The 14,619-nt window shown below is 56.5% G+C and carries 13 protein-coding genes; 5 read left to right on the top strand and 8 right to left on the bottom strand.

From position 1 onward, the window contains the following. Window positions 1-59 precede the first annotated feature (59 nt). Window positions 60-1,337 (top strand): TIGR03000 domain-containing protein, encoded by a 1,278-nt coding sequence (locus tag Poly41_RS04845; protein WP_231615406.1) that lies wholly within the window; start codon window positions 60-62, stop codon window positions 1,335-1,337. Window positions 1,338-1,847: 510 nt separating this feature from the next. Here Poly41_RS04845 and xerC read toward each other — a convergent pair. The 4 genes from xerC to Poly41_RS04865 form a co-directional block, all read right to left on the bottom strand. Next, entirely contained in the window at window positions 1,848-2,750 is a 903-nt protein-coding gene (gene xerC, locus Poly41_RS04850; RefSeq protein WP_146524717.1) for a tyrosine recombinase XerC, read from the bottom strand. A gap of 57 nt (window positions 2,751-2,807) precedes the next feature. Continuing rightward, window positions 2,808-3,053 carry a hypothetical protein gene (locus Poly41_RS04855; protein WP_146524718.1) on the bottom strand — a complete coding sequence of 82 codons (246 nt, stop codon included), beginning with the start codon at window positions 3,051-3,053 and terminating at the stop codon, window positions 2,808-2,810. 71 nt (window positions 3,054-3,124) lie between these two features. Further along, complete coding sequence (locus Poly41_RS04860; RefSeq protein ID WP_146524719.1) at window positions 3,125-4,222, bottom strand: hypothetical protein; 1,098 nt, start codon at window positions 4,220-4,222, stop codon at window positions 3,125-3,127. Window positions 4,223-4,496: 274 nt separating this feature from the next. After that, entirely contained in the window at window positions 4,497-4,871 is a 375-nt protein-coding gene (locus Poly41_RS04865; protein WP_146524720.1) for a hypothetical protein, read from the bottom strand. A 315-nt stretch (window positions 4,872-5,186) separates the two neighbouring features. Between Poly41_RS04865 and Poly41_RS04870 the strand changes: the two genes are divergently transcribed. Beyond that, window positions 5,187-5,402, top strand: coding sequence for a hypothetical protein (locus Poly41_RS04870; protein WP_146524721.1), 216 nt, complete (start codon window positions 5,187-5,189; stop codon window positions 5,400-5,402). Between the two features lie 76 nt (window positions 5,403-5,478). On the opposite strand, the gene lpxK is transcribed toward Poly41_RS04870, so the two are convergent. Together lpxK and Poly41_RS04880 are read right to left on the bottom strand one after the other, a co-directional pair. Further along, window positions 5,479-6,537, bottom strand: a complete 1,059-nt coding sequence (gene lpxK / locus Poly41_RS04875; protein WP_231615407.1) for a tetraacyldisaccharide 4'-kinase — start codon at window positions 6,535-6,537, stop codon at window positions 5,479-5,481. Between the two features lie 2 nt (window positions 6,538-6,539). Further along, entirely contained in the window at window positions 6,540-8,993 is a 2,454-nt protein-coding gene (locus Poly41_RS04880) for a DEAD/DEAH box helicase (RefSeq protein WP_231615408.1), read from the bottom strand. A 129-nt stretch (window positions 8,994-9,122) separates the two neighbouring features. On the opposite strand from Poly41_RS04880, the gene Poly41_RS04885 reads away from it, so the two are divergent. The 3 genes from Poly41_RS04885 to Poly41_RS04895 all read left to right on the top strand — a co-directional run bounded on the left by Poly41_RS04885 (window position 9,123) and on the right by Poly41_RS04895 (window position 13,673). Continuing rightward, a complete protein-coding gene (locus Poly41_RS04885) occupies window positions 9,123-10,469 on the top strand; it encodes a glycerate kinase type-2 family protein (RefSeq protein WP_146524723.1) in 1,347 nt (448 codons plus the stop codon). Between the two features lie 143 nt (window positions 10,470-10,612). Beyond that, the gene (locus Poly41_RS04890; protein ID WP_146524724.1) at window positions 10,613-13,087 is read left to right on the top strand and encodes a serine/threonine-protein kinase; all 2,475 of its coding nucleotides are present in this window, start codon (window positions 10,613-10,615) and stop codon (window positions 13,085-13,087) included. After that, window positions 13,080-13,673 carry a sigma-70 family RNA polymerase sigma factor gene (locus tag Poly41_RS04895; protein ID WP_146524725.1) on the top strand — a complete coding sequence of 198 codons (594 nt, stop codon included), beginning with the start codon at window positions 13,080-13,082 and terminating at the stop codon, window positions 13,671-13,673. The genes Poly41_RS04890 and Poly41_RS04895 overlap by 8 nt, the downstream gene beginning before the upstream one ends. Window positions 13,674-13,743: 70 nt before the next feature. Here the strand turns inward: Poly41_RS04895 and Poly41_RS04900 are convergent, their stop codons facing one another. After that, window positions 13,744-14,052, bottom strand: coding sequence for a Dabb family protein (locus Poly41_RS04900; RefSeq protein ID WP_146524726.1), 309 nt, complete (start codon window positions 14,050-14,052; stop codon window positions 13,744-13,746). 71 nt (window positions 14,053-14,123) lie between these two features. Next, on the bottom strand, window positions 14,124-14,579 hold the full coding sequence (locus Poly41_RS04905) for an FHA domain-containing protein (RefSeq protein ID WP_146524727.1): 456 nt from the start codon (window positions 14,577-14,579) through the stop codon (window positions 14,124-14,126). Between the last annotated feature and the right edge of the window lie 40 nt (window positions 14,580-14,619).

A 14,619-nucleotide genomic window follows, 5' to 3' on the forward strand; every position in this document is an offset into this window, starting at 1 on the left:
GGAGTGCGAAATCGCTCTTTTCAATCGAATCATCGAGCTTGACGGAGGGTTTTTCTGCAGTGATCCATTACTTAAGGGTTCTCACCATTGCCTCAGCAATGGTCGCAGCGAGCAGCTTGCCGAACATCGTGTCGGCAGCTGGCAGTTACGGTTCTTACGGCGGCAGCTACGGTTCTTCTGGCGGCAGCTACGGTTCCTCTGGTGGCTACACCTCTCACGGAGGGGGATCCAGCGGCGGCTACGTGGCCTACAACCTTGGCAGCTCGGGCGGTCGCGTTGGACCGCTTGCAAGTCTGTTTGAAAAACTCCATGCGAAACATGCCGCTCGCAAGGCAGCTCGTTACCAAGGTGGCTGTAGCGGTGGCAGCACGGGATACGCTGTGTATCGCAGTCGTGGCGGATCGAGCGGTGGATCCTATGGGGGCTACTCGGGTTACAGCGCAGGATGCTGTGGTGGAAGCGTCAGTCCGGTCAGCTTCGTCATCGGCAGCTACGGCAGCAGCGGAGGAATCAGTCGATACGAAGCTCCGACGGTTCCGGCGGTCGATTTCTACTCGGCCCCGATCGAATCGGAAATGGGCTACGAGTCACCGATGATCGAATCGTCCTATGAAACGTATTCGTCGCCGATTGAGGAGACAATTCTTGAGGGCGGTCAAGGCTCGGATGCGATCATGGAAAGCGGTCCGAGCGTGATTGCCGATCCAGAACCGCCCCTTGAAGACGGTTCGGTCAGTAACGAAACGATCGAAAATTCGACTCGCTATGAATCAGCCAAACCACGGCTCGACCAAGATGCCGCATTGCTAACGGTCGCCGTCCCTGACGATGCCAAGGTAACGGTCAACGGGCACGTTACGACGAGTGAAGGCAACGTTCGTCAATTCATGTCGCGTGGATTGAAAGAAGGATACGTCTACACGTACGTGGTGCATGTCGACTATACGTCCGATGGCGAGACGATGTCGGATTCACAGTCGATTCAACTTCGCCCTGGTGACGTCGAACGGGTGATATTTGACGTTCCTGTGAAAGAGCCGCAACCGGAAACGAAAGCCGCGCCAGCAAACAGCGATGTCGTCACGGTTGTGAAGTTGCATGTGCCCGAAGGCGCTGCCGTCACTTTGGCGGGTAACGTGACCAACGGCAAAGGTAGTTTGCGGACCTTCCGTACCTCGCAGTTGAAGCCGGGCGAGCAATGGACCGGGTACACCATTCACGTCACCGCAACGGTAAACGGCCAATCGGTTAGCAAGGAACGAACCGTTGATGTGGCCGCCGGCAGCACGACGGAGTTGACCTTCGATTTCGACAGCAACGCAATCGCTCGACGATAGTCGATGGTTCGTGTTACCGTATGATGGCAACGCCATTTCGAATCAGCCGCACTCTTTACAGAAGGGTGCGGCTTTTTTTTGGGCCGTTCACGAGATCCGTTAGCCCGGATTATTCGTTGGAGTGGTAGGCTTTAGCCGATTGCGTGCTGGATCCTTACTGAATCGGCTAAAGCCTACGACTCCAACATACGCGTCTGTTTTGATCCTGTAAGGATCTCAGAAGGTAGCCCAGGGGTCGCTGCGTAGCGGCGCACCCCGGGAGAGGGGAGAGGGGAGTCAGAATCCATTAGCGCGACTTGTGTCGATCATTTTAGTCTCTCTGGATGGGGGACGCTAAACGGCACAACCTCCAAGCGGGAGAGTGAAATCCGAAATTTGTTTATAGAAGGTCCCAAGCGGTTCGATACAACGCCAGCGGGCGTAAAGGCACTCCTTCGAGGCAAAGGTGCTTTCGGAATCATCCCTTTCGGTGCTAACGCCCCAACCGTGAAGTTGAATAGGGCCAGCACACTAACTTGCCCGAGGGTGAGCCTTTTCATAAACCGACAACAGGTTTGCGGCGCTGACGTGAGTGTAGATTTGGGTTGTCGCCAAACTCTTGTGCCCCAGCAATTCTTGCACACTACGAATGTCGGCCCCGCGATCGAGCAAATGCGTCGCAAAACTGTGACGAAGCGTATGTGGGCTGGTGCGGGTATCAAGCCCCACCACTGCAATGTACTTGTCTAACATCCGGCCCACGCTGCGGGTCGTCAGGATACGACCGAAACGGTTGACAAACACCGGAGCATCGCGTCCGAGACTTTCCGCCTTCGGATCTCGAACGCGGCGTTTTGCATAGGCACGAATTGCCTTGATGGCGTACGATCCCAACGGGCTGATCCGTTCTTTGCGTCCCTTTCCGCGAACGCGAAGGATCTGTTCTTCGAAATCCATGTCACCGTCGCGAAGCGCAACCAATTCGCTGACCCGCAGACCGGCCGAGTACATGGTTTCCAAAATCGCCCGATCTCGCAGCCCTGCGGTTTCACCCGCAGGCGGAGCCAACAACAATTGGCCGACCTCTTCGTTGTTGAGCACATGCGGCAGTTTCCGTTGACGCCTTGGGTTGCGCAACGGTTTGGCGGGATTACTTGTCGCGATCCCTTGTCGCATTGCGAATCGATAGAAGCTTCTTAGGGACGCCAGTTTTCGGGCGATCGTGGTGCGTGCATATCCGGCCGCTTGCAGTGCGGCCTGAAATGCGCGGAGATCTTGCGGCGTCAATACATGGGGCGCCGGCGTTTTACCACGCGTTGCATTCAACCATTCCACTAAACCAAAAAGATCTTCCCGGTACGCTTTGACCGTCAATTCGGAGGCGTTGCGCTCGGTCGCGAGGTATTGTAGAAATTGGGCGATTGAACGATGCATGAACCGCAGCCATCGATGGGAAAACCGGAATGAGCCTTGGCGAACGGGCGCAGCAGATCAATAGAAATCATCAATCGACAAACTATCAAACTCTTCGCTGGCGATCATGTCGTCATCCGTCGGCACAGCATCGCGGATCTTTCGGCTCAGCATCGCGGCGTCATACCATGAAAAATCGAGCTCCGGGTCGGCTGCAAAGCGAGCCAATTGGCGAAGCGTGCTGTCGCGGTTCTCGTCGTCAAACAAAAAGATAAACCGCTCTTCACCTTTTACGAGCGCAAGAACGTTGATTTCCTTATCCATGGATGCGACTATCCGTTTGCTGTCTTATCGATACTTGCCATTCAGCCGAGACCACCCGGCCTGCCCGGCTTTCAGTATCGGCTAAGGGGCCAGCGGAGGATGAGGTCGGTCTGCTCACTTCCCCCCCTGGATTCCAGCATTTCGGCAATGTGCAAGTGACAACAGAAACGAACGAAATCTTCGCTACGTTTCAAATAACCCTGCCATCCTCCCGGGCGTGCATCATCCCCCAACTCGACGTAGTCGGACAGCCGGTCGGTAAAGTAGGAATCGTCACCCCGATAGATCCGAGTGTGTGACAAAACCGGTTCGTGATTGACAAGCGGTACCGGTCGCACCGGTGAGGGAGGGTCGGGGATCAGATCGGTTGGGTCTGGCCAATCTTGAGGCAGGGGCGCTTCGGGCGCCGGATTGCCACCGAGTCCGAAAAACACTTCGGTGGACGCAGGGTCGTCTGTACTAGCAAATGCGTCCCCCCCTTGTGACGAATAGGCTTCATCGGGGCTGCCCAAATCGAAGGAAGCGTCGGTTGAGGGGGAAACCGGCAATTCGGCTGAGACGCGGTGCAGTTCCCGCTGGGCGATCTCTTGCCCATCGTTGGATGCCAGGGGTGTTTGTGTGGCCAATTGGCTGCGCGCCAGTTCGAATTCGGCCTCGCGAGTGATCCTACGAGGGATCTGCTTCTCGTTTTCGGTACCCCACGGCAAACCGTAACCAGCGGGAATGGGATGGAAGCCTTCGTTCGCGGCGTACCAATGAACGGTCATCGCCATGCGTGGTGGATAGTAGGCTTGGTAATCCGTGACCGATCCAACAACCAGCGCCTCGACGCCCATCTGCTTGGCGAGTCGCTGAAAATCTTCTCCGGTGGTCGGCTCACCGTACGTGGCAGCGTATTGCATCCACTGAGCTTTGGTGACACCAATCGGCAGGACTTCAAATCCAGCAATCGATTGCAGTGCCGCGTAGTAGCCTTCGGCGACCATTTCGGTGTCGAGCGTCGGTTCGCTGCTCTGATTGAAGAATGGCAGCACGGCGACCCGTTTCATCTGCGGAAACGGGTTGTGAAGCGTCTCGCGATGACGCGTTTCGGGCACCAAGGAGCAGCCCGTCGCGAAAAGCGAAGTTGCGATCAGGAACAGCGGTGCAAATGATGGACGGAGTTTCACGACATGCCTCGGCGCAGCGAACCGCGCAATGTCTCTCCACCCCCGCTGATAAGAATCGACGCTCTCCGACCGCAAGCTGAACAGAATCCGAGTATTTTTACAAAGAACGACGACTCGCTGCGGTCGTAGGGGCTGCTGACGGGGCACTCGTGTTCCGCCGCAGCTCAATTTTCGGGAAGGGCCGTTTCCTACCGGCCACACTCTCAGATGATTTGGCCGGTGGGAACCGGCCCTACTTCGAACGCCGACTCGCAATGCAAGCTGATTCGGAATACTAGTTACGAATGTAAACAGGAATGTAAATCGTCCGATGGGATCGATAGCGGCTGCTTGTCATCGGGGTCGCGGTCCAGGTTGGCCGTAACGGCTCATATCCCATCCATAGATTCCGCTCAAGGCGTGCGATGCGCTGTTGCGTTCGGTACATTGCCCGTGCTTGGAGCAGTTCTGCCGTTGTCCGCGCCGAGCTGTGCAGATCGGCTGAAGGACTTGGCTCCGCTGCCAGAGTCGGCGGGGCAATCGAGTCGAACAGGTTGGCTCGCTCCTCGGGCCCGATAGGTTGCGAATCCTGTGCAAAAGAACGCCCGACACAAGCAAGCGAGATGAAGGCGAATGCAATCGCGATCGCAAATGGAAAACGGACGTTCATAGTGGCTCACTAAAAAAACAGAGGGTGCGTCGGTAGGTCGCAGCCACAGGGGATGCTTGGTCAAAAGATCGGTGGAACGCGTCGAACCACATCACGGAACCGTCAAAAGCGCGACCACTTCCTTTGATTTCGGTGGCGAAACTGAGGATTATTTGGATCCTCCCCTTCAAATTTTGCGAAAACCGATTCCACTGTTAGAGTGAAGTCGCGGTCGAAAGTCATGCGGTTTCTGCCTAAAATGGTTAAGAGTGGACTTCCGCATCATCTGGTCCACGCTCATTTCTACACAACTCTCCGAAACAGAGGTTTTTGACTGTGAAAAACATGAAAACGGTTTTGACGACCCTCACGGCTGCTGGCATGCTCGTCGTAGCGGCTGGCTGTCAGCCACCAGCAAAGCCCGATGTCTCTACTGACATCACGGTTGAAGAAACCACCACCACCAGCGACTCGAACACGACGATGGCCGTCGAAACTCCGAGCAGCAACACGACCGCTGCTGCCGAAACCCCAGCCGGCGAAACCCCGTAGGCTTTTGGCCAAATCGTTGGAACCGGATCGGTTCGAGCTTCAGCAGCGTAGGCGTATCGGTGTTGCCGAAAGACGTCTACGCTTTTTTTGTGGCGAACGGCTTCAATCGGCTCTCCCACGGCGCGGGATCCGACAGCAAACGCAACTCGATCAGCAGGGCGGCGACGGGGACGCCACCGAGATTGTCCGTGCACAGTTTCACCAAATCCTTGTGCGTGCAAACGATCATCGACACCGCGTCGCCGAGGGAACGCGCCCACTGGCGAATCGCTTGGACCGTGTCGGGCGAGTAAGCGTCATGATCAGGCAGGGTTCTCGAATCGACAAGGTTGGCGCCGCAGCCGCGAAGCGTTTCGGCAAATGCGGCAGGGTTGCCGATGGCCGAAACGACGGCAATGTTGCGACCGCGGAGCGAGTCGATCGGCATTTCACGGTTGGGATACTCGAGCAACCTCGTCGGGGTGTGGCTCGAATGAACGATGGGAACCCGAGCGTTTGCCTGTTGGACTCGTTGCTCGATGCGCTGAATGGCTTGATCGCTGACCGAGTCACAGCGTGAGAGGATCACGATGTCCGCTCGACGGAGACTCACGATCGGTTCGCGCAACAGTCCGCGCGGCAGCAGGTGCCCAAACCCAAACGGCTCGGTCGCATCGATGACAACGACGTCGAGATCGCGATGCAAACGCCGATGTTGGAACCCATCATCCATCAAGATCAGTTCCGTTTCCAATTCTTCGACCGCGATTCGGGCAGCCTCCACACGATCTGCATCTTGCACGTGGGGCACGTCGGGCAACCGCGCATGCAGTTCGAGTGCTTCGTCGTTCGCATCGTTTTCGCCGCGACCGTAACCACGGCTCACGATCGCGACGCGAATGCCTTGGGCGCGAAACCATTTCGCCAAGAAGCACACCACAGGCGTTTTGCCAGTGCCGCCGGTCGTGAGATTCCCGACGCTGATCACTGGGACGCCACAACGATGAATTTCACTTCGCCCGGTATCGTAACTTCGGTTGCGTCTCGCGATGGCGATGCGGTACGGAACACTGCCGATCGACAACCCGGTTCGCATCAACGAGGCGAGCAATCCTTTTCGTTCTCCGCTCATGATCGCTCGAAAATCGATCGACATTGCTAGGGGTTCCTTCGGCCGAGGCCTACCAAATCATCCACCGGCCCTTTCGGATCGGCCAGAATCTCGTCAGTGCTTTGCGGATCAATTTTACGACACGTTTCGGTCAGCAGATCCGCCAACTCATCGAGCGGATCTTCCCACGTTTCCACCGTCGATTCGATGGGTGGCACATTGGCCATCTCGTCGAGCAGCAGGATCATCCGCAAGCAATGACGAAACAAGATCCCTTCTTCCTTCTGCAGCTTTCTGGCTGTCACATACTTGTTGAAGTCGCCACCGAACTCCAACAGCTCACCGACAATCCAGACCGGCCGCACGTTCACGTTGTGCACGCGAGGAAACGCATCACGGAAGAGTCGGAGGATCTTTTCACCGATCGTCAGCGGCCACACCTTCGGTTCCTCAAACATCACGCGACCGAACCCACGATCGCGAATCTCTTCCTCCTCTTCATCGCTCTTGCCGCCAAGTTCTTCGGCCGTTGCGAGACCGAGCTTCAATAGTTGTGGATCGAGTCTTGTCGTGGCTAAGGTTCCCGCCGGCATGTCTTCATACGAGGGCATCCGCGTAAAGCGAGCCACCGTTCCGGGGACTTCCAAAACGCTTTCAAGTGCTGCAATCCGTTCGTTTGGATCGGCAATCGCCAATTGGTCCGCCAAGTAGACACCAAACAGCGGGTTGATGCTGCGGAGGTGAACAAGCCTTTCCAATCGCTCGGTGGGAAGCGCGTGATCGGGCCGATATTCGTCGACTTCGTAACCACGGCTTTCGATCAAGTTCGGGTCTTGATTCGCCTCGGCTTCCTTCTCTTTTTTCTTGGGATCCTCCTCTCGCATTTGGTCCAAAATCTCGCCGAACAAGCCTTCCGTTTTCGGAACCCCCGTCGCATCCTCTTTCGGCTTCACCGGTTTTGGCTGGGCTGCACGCGGTTTTGGATCGAGTTCGATGTAGCCGGCGGTCCACAGCGTGATCAGCATCCGATTCAAATCTCGCTGTGCCTCTTCGATCCCTTTGGGCGGCAGCAAACGGCGATTGACCAGATCGCGTATCGGCTGGACCGCCGAGTCTTGCCCGAGCAAGTAGGCCAATAATCGCCACGGCAACCGTCCCCGGCTCGACAAGTTCGCAGACGTCGCTTGTCGCAACTGCTCGAACTGACCTGCCGTCCAATAGGATTCGCCAGCCCGTCGCTTTGGCATTTTCTTTTTAAGCTGTTTTCTGGCCTTCAGCAGTCCCGGGTCTTTGGTGTCTTCGGGAATCTGATCAAACTTTTCACGCCACTTATTGATCTTTACGTCATCTTCATGAGCGAGCGAGAAGACGTACCCGCGATCATCAAATTGTGGACGTCCCGCTCGACCGAAAATCTGCTGGGCCGATGCCGGATCGACCAGCTTCATCTTGTCTCGCGGCCCTTTCAACAAACTCGGCAACACGACGCTACGTGCTGGCAAGTTGATTCCGGCCGCCAACGTTTCCGTGCAAACACAAAAGCTGAGCAGCTTCCGCTGGAACAATTCTTCCACCATCCGACGGTACCGAGGCAAGACACCCGCATGATGGACACCGACACCACGCATCAAAATCGCCTTCAACTTCGGTCCAGCCCCCTCGCTCATGTCCGCTGCATTCAAATAGTCGGCCAATTCGGCTTGGCGATGTTTATCGATCAGCTTTTTGCCTTTCAGTAACTCGGCCGTGGTCCAGCACTGTGATCGGCTAAAGCAAAACAACAACGCTGGCGTACGGCGCGACGCTTCATCACCCGCTGCGATTTTTTCGGAAAAATCCGCCAAAATCTCATCCTCAATCCATTCATATTGCAGCGGTACTTTGCGCTCGGTTCCTACGACCAATTGCAAGCGTCGGTTGTGGGCCCGGTACAACCACGATGTGAAATCCATCGCATTCCCCACCGTGGCGCTCAGCAACAACGTACGAATGTGGGCCGGCAGCATGCCCAGGGTCAATTCCCAAACAATGCCGCGTTCGGGATCGTTGAAACAATGAAACTCGTCCATGACCACCGATGCGACTTCGGCAAAGTCGAACGATTCCGGATTCAAGAGTCGATTCAGTAGAATTTCGGCGACGACCACCAACACGGGCGCGTCCGGATTCACGCGGCGATTTCCCGTGACCAAGCCGACTTGATCCGCCGAAAATCCCCAGCGAACGGCCGATTGGCGAAGTTCGTCGAGTTTCTGGTCGGTCAGCGCGATCAGCGGCGTGGTGTAGTACATCCGCTTGCCGGTTCGAAGCGCCTCATAGACGGCCGCTTCGGCGATTAACGTCTTGCCGGTTCCGGTCGGCGCACACACCAGCACGCCTTGGTCGTTCGTAAAATACGCCAGCAGCGATTCTTCTTGGACCGGGTAGGGCTCGAACGGGATCTGCTCAAAATATTCCGAAGCGAGCACGTCGCGATCGGGAATGTCGTTAGTTTGCGTCATAGTCGCTATGTTGTAACAACCGAGTGCCATTCGGTCGACTTGCGTTATCGGATGCAATGGCATCCTGAGCAGCGACTTCCGATCTTCCCGTTCCGAACGCTCGGCGCGCTCCGCTAGGATTGGTCAACCATGAAAAACCTCCGCCAAGACGCACTTACCATCTTTAACGCTGGCGTGGCCGCGGTTCGCGGCCGGCAACTCGTGGACTCTCACGTGACCATCGAAGACGGATCGCTGATCGTTGCCGATCATGCCTTCTCCGCTGCCGATTATGACCGCGTCGTCGTTGTCGGCGCCGGGAAAGCAACTGCCGCCATGGCAGCGGGATTGGTCGCGACCCTCGGCGGTTGGTTGCCCGTTCACGGTTGGATCAACGTGCCCGCCGGTACCGAGATCGCCATGGATGGTGTCCACGTCCATACGGCTCGTCCCGCCGGTGTCAACGAACCTCGCAGCGAAGGCGTCTACGGCACTGAGCAAATCTTGCGGATCGCAGAGCAAGCGGGGCCACGCGACCTCTGCATCGCGCTGATTTCTGGCGGTGGCAGCGCGCTGCTGCCCGCACCGCGAAAAGGAATGACCCTCGAAGACAAGATCACCGTCATCCGTTTTCTCAGCGGATCCGGCGCCGACATTACCGAACTGAACACCGTTCGCAAACACCTCAGTGAAGTCAAAGGGGGGGGACTGCTCCGCGCATGTCGAGCCGGTCACTTGCTCACGCTCGTGTTGTCCGACGTGCTCGGTGACCCCGTCGACTTGATTGCGTCGGGGCCGACCGTGGAAGATCGATCCAAACAGCACGAAGCACTCGAGATTGTTCAACGCTTTGATCCTGACAAGACGTTGCCATCAAGCGTCTACTCGCTACTGCAGAGCCAACCGCCGGCACGACCTGCTGTGACGACGCAGACCACCGTGATCGTGTTGGGTAACAACGCATTGGCCGTCGATGAAGCTGGCATTTGCGCCGAACGACTCGGATTCAATCACGTGATGCACTCGGCAAGTCGGGCCGAAGGCTCGGCGGAAGAGGTCGGACGTCATCACGCCGAAATGATCGTCAACATGTTACGAGACCACACGGGCCATCGATCGAATTGTTTGATCACCGGGGGGGAACCGGTCGTGACCCTGGCCCCGGAAAACATCCGGGGCCTCGGTGGACGCAATCAGCAGTTGGTCTTAGCGGCTTATCAGCATCTACGCGATGGTGATCTGACCGATGCCGAGTGGAGTCGCTTCGCATTTCTCTCCGCAGGAACCGACGGCGAAGACGGCCCGACCGACGCCGCCGGCGCGATTCTTGACGGAGCGGTTCACCAAGCTGCGATCGCACGATCCCTCGACCTCGCCGACCAGCTCCGTCGCAACGATGCGTATCGTTTTTTTGAGAAGTGTGGTGGCTTGATTCGAACCGGCCCCACCGGAACGAACGTCTGCGACCTTCGCGTCGCGGTCGTCGCCTCAGGCTAACGCCTGTCGCCAACGGTCGGTTCCACCGGATCCTTCCTGCTTGGGAGCATAAAATCTGACTATTTTGTGTTGCGCGATGCCTCGCTTCGCATCTTTCTTATCTGAAGCGTTATTTTCCCACCCAAACGCCCCGAGGCAAAAGCGTGAACCTTTCGAACACCGAAGAGCTTCCTGACCCTGGTGATAAGAACCCAGTGGATCTTGACGAGCGGATAGGGATCGTTTTGCAGGCTTGGCTCGAACGCCGCGAAGAGCGGGTGGCCGAAGACGCTGAGCAACTCATTATGGATCATCCGGAACTCGCGCCACGACTGCGTGCGTGTGTTGAATCGATCGATCTGCTCAGCGGTGTCGCCACTTCGATCGATGCGGAACAGCAAGCTTGCTATCCGAAGATTCCCGATTTCGAGATTCTTGGCACGCTCGGCCGTGGCGGGATGGGCGTGGTTTACGAAGCAAAGCAACTATCGCTCGATCGTGTCGTTGCGCTAAAGGTCTTGCCGCTTGGGACGGTGAATCCGCTGACTGCGAAACGATTTCAGCGCGAAGCCGAAACCGCGGCGTCCTTGCACCATACGCATATCGTTCCAATCTATGCCGTGGGTCAACACAAGGGTGTTCATTGGTACGCGATGCAGCGGATTGTCGGTTTGCCTTTGAACCAAGCGTTTCGAGAGCATACCGATGGCGTTGAAATCGACGAAGTGGTACGGATCGGTGTCGAAGCGGCCGAAGCATTGGAGCACGCGCATCATCATGGGGTGCTGCATCGCGATATCAAGCCCGGTAATCTGCTGATCGAGCCGGAGGGTCACGTCTGGTTGACGGATTTCGGACTCGCTCGTCGCGACGCCGATGTGACGGCGACCGTTTCGGGGGCAATCCTCGGGACGCCTCGCTACATGAGTCCCGAGCAGGTATTTGCACCTGCGGGTCAGTCGCTTGATTTTCGATCTGATATTTACAGTTTGGGCGCGACGTTGTTTGAATTGGCAACTGGCACACCGCTGTTCGATGGCCCCACACCGCTGGATGTGCTGCAACAAATTCGCACGTTCCAAGCCCCAAGCCCACGATCGATTCAAGCCAGGATTCCGCGTGATTTGGACGTGGTTCTCAAAAAATGTCTCGAGAAGGATCCAAACAACCGTTATCAATCGGCTGGCGATTTAGCCGACGATTTGTGCGCCATTCGCGATGGTCGCCCAATCAAAGCTCGCGGCGTGCCGTTATGGGAAGTCGCCCGACGTAAATTGATCCGTCACCGCGAACGCGTGAAGTTCGCCGTGGGGATGGTGATGGCCACTGCAATCTTGCTGCTTGGTTCGGCTATCGTGTGGCGCGGCCGACAAGAAGCTCGCAAGGGCATGGTCCGCATTGTCTCACCGGGCGGTCCGTTCATTGCGTCGGTTTATCGAATGGGCGACGCGGTCGATCCGATCGCTACCGTTACGGTGCCAATGCAAGATCCCTTGGTGCTCGACGAAGCTTCGTATCAAGTTCGTTTAGCTGGCGAGGATCAGCACAGCAGTTTGTCACGGTTTGATGTTTCCGCTGGCCAGTTGACGCGAGGGCTGCTGGTCAATCGATCCGAACCGTTCGATGCGTTCGATGCGATTGAAATCGAGGGCAAAGAACTTTGGCTGCTGCGAGGCGATTCGCCTGGGGAAGAGTTGTTGGCAACGATCGATGCGGCCAACGCCCGTTGGGCGGTTGACCTTGGCGGACGCGAGTTGACACACTTGCACGAGTCACCGCACCATCCACCATTGGCAGAACTGCGCAGCGATAAGGATGTTGTTTGCTTGGTGGATCTGTTTGACGGTCGCGAGGTTTGGCGATCCGTGGCGGAGATCGATCGGCTAAACCAGCGGAGTTTGTTTGAGGAACCGACACCAAGGGTTCAGGGGAATGCGGATGGCTACAGTATCGTTCATCAAGCTCGCGATGGCATTCGGTCAACAACGATTCGCGATCCGTCCCCAAGTTCGGAGCTTAGGAACGCTCTCGCCCGACTGCCGCCCCAGGCACGTGACCGCCGTTTCGAAAGACTTTCTCCGATGTCACCGTTTTGGGGTGGCAATACAGTCCGTTCGACATTGTCATCAATCGTGATCGGCATCGCGCAGACTTGTCTTGCGATTCTATTGCCGCTTGGTTATCTGGTTCATGCAGTGCGCAAGCGCTCTTTCAGTTTGTTGTATCTCCTGCTCGCTCCGGTGGTTGTCGTCTTTGCAATGTTGACCTGGCAATCGTTGCTTGACCCGTCTAAATCGCTCTCGAGCGACCCAAATGTGCGCCAAGGTTGGCCGATTACACTGATCGCTGGCTTGTTTCTAACGGCCGCGTTGTATGCGTTGACTCATCTAATTGTTCGAAAAAACTACATCGCACTGGGGGGCATCTTCTTAGTGGCTTGCTGTCTGACCTCCGCATCGGCAGTGATTCCGATTCTGTTTCAGCGAATGTCCCGTGAGGGTCAGTGGTATACAATCACCGTGGCAGACATCGCGTTTTTGTTTGTGATGATGTTGCTTTATACAACACTTTTCGGTTTTCCGATCGTCAAGCTGGTCCAATGGATTCGCAAGATCACCGGGCGGGTATCGCATGGGTAATTTCGACGCTACAAACGGCGATCCCGAGAGCAGTTTGCGTCACAGTTGGTCGATTGGCCCGCTGCGCCCGTGGTTGTTACGAATTGCAGTGAAGGAGATTCCGGATCATTTGCGAGGCAAGATTGATCCGTCGGACGTTGTCCAGCAAACGCTGCTTGATGCCTGGCGAGGCGACGCTGGTTTTCGTGGATCGTCTCACGCCCAGCGATTGGCATGGTTACGAGTCATTCTGCGTCGCGTGGTTTTGCAAAACCAGCGAGGGTTGCGGGCCGCCAAGCGAGGCGACGGTATCGAGCGAGTAATCAACGACGCGATCAACCGAACAAGTGTTCGCATCGAGGATATCGCAGTTGGCAAGGAGCCCAAGCCGGATGAAGCGGTAGAGGACGCCGAGCAAAATCTGCTCGTTTCCTCTGCAATCGAACGCTTACCCGAAGAGTACCAACGCGTGATCGAACTGCGACATTTCGAGCATTTCACTCACGCTGAGATCGCGTCGAAAATGGAGCGTTCACCTGCCGCAATTCGCATGCTGTGGATCCGCGCATTGATTGCGCTTCGGCAAATGGTTGACAAGGCTGAGTGATCGATCAGCCCATCCGGCCAACGGATGCTGGAATGGGTTCGGTCGATTCCCGCCCATTTCTGCGTTTTTGTTACCGCAAGTTGCTGTCACAAACGGTGACCGTTTCCCAGTTGTCCTTTTGCTCGGCGATGAATTGCAGATGCGGCTCGACTGTTTGGTAGGCGTCGTGCGACGGGCGGTCTCTGAAAATCACGTGCAGGGAAACGTCAAAGTCGAGGTTGACGGGCCGATTGAGTTCCGCTTCGCGTGTGCCGACCGAAAAGTCGACGACACCCTCGTGACCGTCGAGATACTTCTCACAAGCACTGGCGAGCGACTCGATCGATTCGGGGCTGCGGTCCTTGAGAACGAAGAAAACGTGGTGGGCCAAGCGAGCCATGGATTGCACTTCCGAGCGGTAAAAGAGGATAGGGTGTGGGCAAGCGAACGTTTCTCGCCCTCCACCAAACCTTACTCGTTCAAATCGCGATTGGAATAGGGGCTCTTTGGGTCCCGTTTCTTCAGGCCCGCTCGGTCCATCAGCGAGCTCTTCATCAAGTCTTCTAGGTAATCATCGTCTGCGGGCGGTGGTCCGTAGGCCCCGAGGAGCTGCGGCTCATATTCAATCGTGAAATGGTGTTTGGCGATGGACACTTTGCAATGGGGATCGAGCCGTTTGCGGATCACTGGCCGGCCGTCGACCTTGATCCCGTTGCGACTGTTCAAGTCACGAATGAACCAATACCCGTGCTCTAACGTCAAGCGGCAATGCTGCCCCGACACGTTGGCGAATTTCAACTGGATGTCACACTCCCCACGACGGCCGATCAACAAGCGATCCTTCACCAGAGGGATAATGTCCCCGCCGCCGGTGGGGGTTAGCTGGCCATAGGGACCGGCGAAGTCAGGTTTTGATTCAGTATCCACGTTGCGCTCTCGATCGACTTGCTTGTTCACAGACTAGAAC

The sequence above is a fragment of the Novipirellula artificiosorum genome (assembly GCF_007860135.1).
Lineage (GTDB): Bacteria > Planctomycetota > Planctomycetia > Pirellulales > Pirellulaceae > Novipirellula_A > Novipirellula_A artificiosorum.